The following is a 5,542-nucleotide window of genomic DNA, read 5'->3' on the forward strand; positions in this document are numbered from 1 at the left end:
ATTTGCGTCAGCAGGCTGGCGCTGACCGGCGCCGATCCCATCCGCACCACACGCACGCAGGACACGTCGCTGCTCGCCAACAAGGCTTTCTCGCGCAGCATCATGGCGATCATCGGCGGCACGGCGGTCAACCAGCTACAGCGAAAGTCATGAATGGCGCGAATGTAGGCCGGGGCGGTGAACTGCGGCAGGATCACCGCGCTGACGCCGCTTGCCAGCGATAACAGGATCAACGCCAGCGCATTCATATGGTAAAACGGCGCGGCGATCAGCAGCCGTTCTCCCTCTAGTTCGCCTGCGTCGCGGCGCGTCTGGACGACCCATCGATGGCTGTCATGCGTTAGACGCACGCCTTTGGGCATCCCGCTGGAGCCGGAGGTGTACAGCAGCAGCGCCAGATCCTGCGGACGCGCCTGATACGGCGTCAACGGTCCGGGGTCGGCAAACGCGTGCAACGCGTCATCGCTGAAGGAGACGCACGGCAGCGCGGGCGGGAGGCGGTGTCGCTGCGCCTCGTCGGCGAAGGCCAGCACGGCGCCACTATCTCGCAAAATCGCGTGCAGGGTGTCGGTCGGCAGCTTGATATTGACCGGGACCGCGACCAGTCCGGCGCGCAGGATACCGAGCAACGCGGCGATATAGGGTATGGAGTTCAGTCCCAGAATGGCCACCCGACTGCCCGGTTCGAATCCACGCGCCAGCAGCGCGCGACCGATGGCATCGGCCTGTTGATTGAGCTGCTCATAGCGGTAGGTGAGGGCGGGCCCTTCATCCTGCGGGGCGATGAGCGCCGTCAACGAGCTGTCGCGCAGATTGGTGTCCAGTACGCCGAGGTTACGAGCGGTCATGGCAGAAACTCGAGTAGGTTGTTGAACATCGGGAGCGCGACGACCAGTTGTTCGGACCGTTCGCTGACCGGCAAGCCGAGCGCCCGCGCGTTTTCAGCGATTTGTGGACGGTCGCCGCCGTGAAAACGAAGCGCCGCGAACTGGCTGTCGCACGCGTCGTCGAGGGCGATCAGCGAGGGATAGCGTTGCGCAAAGGCGTCATGAGGGAGAAACGCCAGCGAGAATGACGGCGTCAGCGCGCCCAGCGCCCGATACTGCTGCGCAAGCGCGTCCGGATCGCGGCCCACCACGGTCAACTGGCCGATGCGCGTGACGCCGTTCGGATGCCGTAGCCACGGATCGCGCCAGACCAGCTCCGGCGTATGATGCTGGCAGAAATAGATGCGCCCGGCGCTGAAGCTGCCTGCGGCGAGATGCACGGTGCTGAAACGCGCCGCCAGCGCGTGTCCGTCCACCGTGACGGGGCGTGAGAAGTGGCTGACCGGCTGGGTGGCGAATCCCGCCGTCTGTAGCCGGTCGGCGCTGGCGTCGATGTCCTGACTGCCGAACACCAGCCCGTCCAGACCGCCCGGCCCATCCAGCAGTTCCCGCCGCCGAGGCGCTTCGTCCGGCGGCAGGCCAAGGATCTCCAGATAGTGACCCTCGAACATGATGAGATGGTTGATCGACCCCAACGAGTGGCGACCGCGCGGCGTGAGCGTAAAGCCCAGCTGTTGCAGCAGGGTCGCAGCCCGGTCGGTGTCGAATCGGGCATTAAGCACCACATGGTCCAGGGAAAGCGTCATCGTCTGTGCCTCACGCGGTCGCCGTTGAATAGAGGCCGCGGCCGCTGGCGACCAGACGTCCCTCGGCGTCAAACAGCTCGGCTTCCGCGCAGGAAACCTGTTTGCCGAGTTTGATCACCCGACCCCGGGCGCGCAGATCGCCGCGCGCCGGACGGTGATAGTCAACGTGCAGATTCAGGGTGGGCACGCCGCGGCCGGTAAAGGCCACCAGCGCCCAGTCGGCGGTGAGGTCGATGAGGGCGGCGAGGATGCCGCCGTGGGTGTAGCCGCCGGCCGGATTAACGACCCACTCTTCACGCCAGCGCGCGGTGAGCTCAATCTCGCCGTCGCTGACGGCGACAACGCTCAGGCCAAGCCACTGATGATAAGGGCCTGCCAGCAGGCGGGCCTGAACGTCGGCGATATCTAAGGGTGTAGAGGACTGCGTCATGGGCTTTACCTTTTTAGTCGGAGAATCGCCCTCAGGGCGTCACGATAACCTTGCCGAGGACTTCGCGATCTCGGATTAGCCTCAGCCCTTCCGCCGCCTGTTCCAGCGGGATAATGCGGTCAATCAGCGGGTCGATTTCACCGCGTGCGACTTTGTCGATGAGGGCGACCAAATCTTCCTGGTAGAAGCTGTTGGAGCCTTTGATGTTCAGCTCGAAGCTCCACACGTAGCGTAAATCCTCCTGCGGGTCGTATCCGGCGGTCGCGCCGCAGACCAGCAGCAGGCCGCCGCGTTTCAGACAGCGCAGCGACGGACGCCAGGTGTCCCCGCCGGTGAAATTGATGACCACGTCCATGCCGCCTTCATAGGTGCGCCGCTGGGGCTTGCCGAAGGTGGCTATGGCCCAGCGGGAGAAGTCCGTGTCCCGGTAGTTCACGATGTGATCGGCACCCAGCGCCCGCAGCGCTTCGCCTTTTTCATCGCTGCCCACGCAGGCGATGACCTCCGCGCCGAGTCGTTTCGCCAGCACCACGCAGGCGGAACCGACGCCGCCGCTGGCGCCGAGGATCAGCACACGGTCGCCCGCCTTGATCGTGTGGTGGGTGATCAGCATGCGATGCGCGGTGCCGTAGGCGACCGGCAACGCCGCCGCCTGAGCGAAGCTGACGCTATCCGGCAGGGCGATCAGCTGGGCGGCGTCGGCCAGCGCGTACTCGGCCATACCGCCGTCAATCATTTCGCCCATCAGCCCGACGTTTGGCTTGAGCGGATTGACCAGCACGCGGTCGCCCACGCGCCAGCCGTCGACGCCGTCGCCGATGTCGACGAGGGTGCCCGCCAGATCCAGCCCCGGAACTACGGGCAGTGGAATAGTGATTCCGGGCATGCCTATCACGGTGAAGACGTCGTGATAGTTGAACGACGAGGCGCCCACGCGCAGCACGACGTGGCCGGGTTGCGGCGTCGGCCGCGGATGTGTGTCAACGACCTGTAGCTGGTCAAGATCGCCGTGCTGTGTCAGCACCAGCGCTTTCATGGTTTTGCTCACGAAAAGTCTCCTGTCGGGCGGTTAGTTGGCCTGAGGGGCAATGGTTTTTGACTGCTGGTAAGGACCGGTCACGAATAGGTTGTCGTTCAGCGTGCCTTTGATGGCGCCGCTGTCGAGGAACACCTTGTGCTGCAGTTTCAGCGTGTCGATATCCGCCGGTTCAAACGACAGGCGGTTCATGCTTTGCCAACGGCCGACATAGACTTCGGCGTCTTTGCGGGGGAGATTGGCTTGGGTTTGTAGCAGTTGCACCACCTGTTGCGGATGGTCCTGACCCCAACTCAGCGTATCGCGCAGCGAAGCAATCACGCGGGCCACGGCGTCGGGATGCTGTTCGATAAAATCGCTGCGCACGGCGCCCACGCCGATGTAGGGGACCGCGTCGCTGTGCGTAATTTTCCGCCACTCGTCTGCGAAGCTGCCGAGCGGTCGGGTGTGCAGATCGTCCAGCTGTCCGATGGTGACCGAACGCAGCGCGGCGGCGTCCACCTGCTTTTGCGAGAGGAACTGCGCCAGCCGTGACTCGTTGCCCCCGACCAACGAGAAGTCCGCGGGCTTGATGCCATAGTTGCGGCTAAGGATGGCGCTGGCGATCACCGCGACCGAGGAGCCGGCAGGCGACATGCCGATTTTCTTCCCTTTCAACTGCGCCAGCGAGGTGATGGGAGAGTCTTGCGGAACGACAAACTGGACGTCGGCGGGCTGCGTAGCGGCGAAAATCTTCACCGGCACGCCCTCGGCGGCGGTACTGAAGATCCCGGCCAGCGGCGCGCCAAAGGCCAGATCGATAGAGCCGGAGGCCAGCGCCTTCACCGGCGCGTTGACGTCGGGGAAATGAATGAATTCGGCGTCGATGCCGTGACGCGCCAGAAACTCGGTGCTTTCCAGCACGGCGCCGTACCCGAGGCTGACGCCGCTGGTCCAGTAGCCGATGCGGACTTTCTCCGCCGCCGAGGCGGCATGGGCGAACAGCGTCCCCGCGACCATCAGGGCCGCAACCACTTTTATTTTCATCATGTTATTCCCGGGTCAGTTTTTTCCAGCGGAACAAACGCCGTTCCAGCGGTTTAAGAATGCCCCCCTCTAGCAGCAGCATGAGAGAGACCAGAAGTACCGTCCAGGCGAAGACCTGATCGGTTTGAACCAGATCGCCCGCCTGTCGCAGGCGATAGCCGATGCCGTTGGACGCGCCCAGCGTTTCGGCCACCAGCGAGACGCGCCAGCCGAAGCCGAAGGCCAGTCGCGCGCCGGAGAAGAAGTAGGGCAGGATCGTCGGCAGGTAGATTTTCAGCAGCGTCTGCCAGCGGTTCATGCGGAAGCTGCGCGCCAGTTCGAGATACTGCGACTCCACCGTTTGCGCGCCCTGCCAGACGTTGGTCAGGATCAGCGGCATCGCGGTCATGAACACTACGAACACCGTCGTCGCGTTGGAGATGCCGAACCAGATAATGGCGAAGATCGCCCAGATGGCCGAAGAGACGCTGTTGAACACCGCCAGCAGCGGCTCGAAAAATTGCGCCAGACGGCGACTCGCGCCGAGCGCCAAGCCCAACGGCGTACCGACCAGCGTCGCGAAAGCAAAGCCCAACGCCACGCGCGACAGCGTGATGCCGACGTCCTCCAGCAGCGTGCCGCTACGCCACAGCATGGCCAGCGCCTGCGCGGTTTTTTCCGGCCCCGGCAAGATGAAGGCGGGCATCCGTAGCGCCAGTAACCACCACGCCAGCAGGAAAATTGCCAGCAGAGTGACGCGCTGTAAGATCAGCGTGGACAGCGAACGTGAGTGCGTCATGTCAGACCTCCATCCGCAGCAGACGAACCTGTTCGCTGACCGCTTGACTGGTCGGCAGACGCGGGCGCGCGAGCTCAATGTGCTGGATATGATGGACGCGGCCGGGATTGGGTTTAAATATCATCACCCGGTTCGCCAGCACGACGGCCTCTTCGACTTCGTGCGTGACCAGCACGATAGCCATTCCGGTCAGACGCTGGATGCGCAGAATTTCGTCGTGCATGGTGCTGCGCGTTTGCGGGTCCAGTTTGGAGAAGGGTTCGTCCATCAGCAGGATCTCCGGCTGCGTGACCAGACTGCGCGCCAGCGCGACCCGGCTGCGCATGCCGCCGGAGAGCTGATAGGGCCAGTAGCGGGCGAAGGCGGACAGCCCCACCAGTTCCAGCGCCTCGGTCACCCGACGTCGCCGTTCGGTCGGAGTGAGCCGCAGCGTCTCCAGACCGAAATTCACGTTTTGCTGCACGCTGCGCCACGGCAACAGGCGATCTTCCTGAAACAGATAGCCGATGCGCTGCCAGTGCCGGAAGTGGGCGGCGGGTTCGCCCTGAATCATCAGCGTCCCCCGATCGGCGTCTTCCAGCCCGGACAGGATGTTGAGCAGGGTACTTTTCCCGCAGCCGGACGGGCCGATCAGCGCCA

The 5,542-nt window shown here is 64.1% G+C and carries 7 protein-coding genes; all 7 read right to left on the minus strand.

What is annotated here, in order from left to right; genetic code table 11:
• Positions 1-848: class I adenylate-forming enzyme family protein (locus tag Q7O77_RS14070; RefSeq protein ID WP_304168481.1), on the minus strand; the 848-nt coding region annotated here is incomplete at its 3' end.
• The gene (locus tag Q7O77_RS14075) at positions 845-1,633 is read right to left on the minus strand and encodes a VOC family protein (RefSeq protein WP_304168484.1); all 789 of its coding nucleotides are present in this window, start codon (positions 1,631-1,633) and stop codon (positions 845-847) included. The genes Q7O77_RS14075 and Q7O77_RS14070, both read right to left, overlap by 4 nt.
• Before the next feature lie 10 nt (positions 1,634-1,643).
• Positions 1,644-2,063, minus strand: a complete 420-nt coding sequence (locus tag Q7O77_RS14080; protein ID WP_304168487.1) for a PaaI family thioesterase — start codon at positions 2,061-2,063, stop codon at positions 1,644-1,646.
• A 31-nt stretch (positions 2,064-2,094) separates the two neighbouring features.
• Complete coding sequence (locus Q7O77_RS14085) at positions 2,095-3,111, minus strand: zinc-binding dehydrogenase (RefSeq protein WP_304168490.1); 1,017 nt, start codon at positions 3,109-3,111, stop codon at positions 2,095-2,097.
• Positions 3,112-3,132: 21 nt separating this feature from the next.
• Positions 3,133-4,128 carry an ABC transporter substrate-binding protein gene (locus tag Q7O77_RS14090; protein WP_304168492.1) on the minus strand — a complete coding sequence of 332 codons (996 nt, stop codon included), beginning with the start codon at positions 4,126-4,128 and terminating at the stop codon, positions 3,133-3,135.
• A gap of 1 nt (position 4,129) precedes the next feature.
• Positions 4,130-4,903: an ABC transporter permease gene (locus tag Q7O77_RS14095; RefSeq protein ID WP_304168494.1), complete on the minus strand. Its 774-nt coding sequence runs from the start codon at positions 4,901-4,903 to the stop codon at positions 4,130-4,132.
• 1 nt (position 4,904) lies between these two features.
• Positions 4,905-5,542: ABC transporter ATP-binding protein (locus Q7O77_RS14100; protein ID WP_304168496.1), on the minus strand; the 638-nt coding region annotated here is incomplete at its 5' end.

The organism is Lonsdalea britannica (assembly GCF_946477055.1).
Classification (GTDB): domain Bacteria; phylum Pseudomonadota; class Gammaproteobacteria; order Enterobacterales; family Enterobacteriaceae; genus Lonsdalea; species Lonsdalea britannica_A.

Bases quoted from the DNA above. Each gene is read 5' to 3' on its own strand.
- Q7O77_RS14075 (WP_304168484.1), bottom strand. From the start codon at position 1,633: ATGACGCTTTCCCTGGACCATGTGGTGCTTAATGCCCGATTCGACACC.
- Q7O77_RS14080 (WP_304168487.1), bottom strand. From the start codon at position 2,063: ATGACGCAGTCCTCTACACCCTTAGATATCGCCGACGTTCAGGCCCGC.
- Q7O77_RS14090 (WP_304168492.1), bottom strand. From the start codon at position 4,128: ATGATGAAAATAAAAGTGGTTGCGGCCCTGATGGTCGCGGGGACGCTG.
- Q7O77_RS14095 (WP_304168494.1), bottom strand. From the start codon at position 4,903: ATGACGCACTCACGTTCGCTGTCCACGCTGATCTTACAGCGCGTCACT.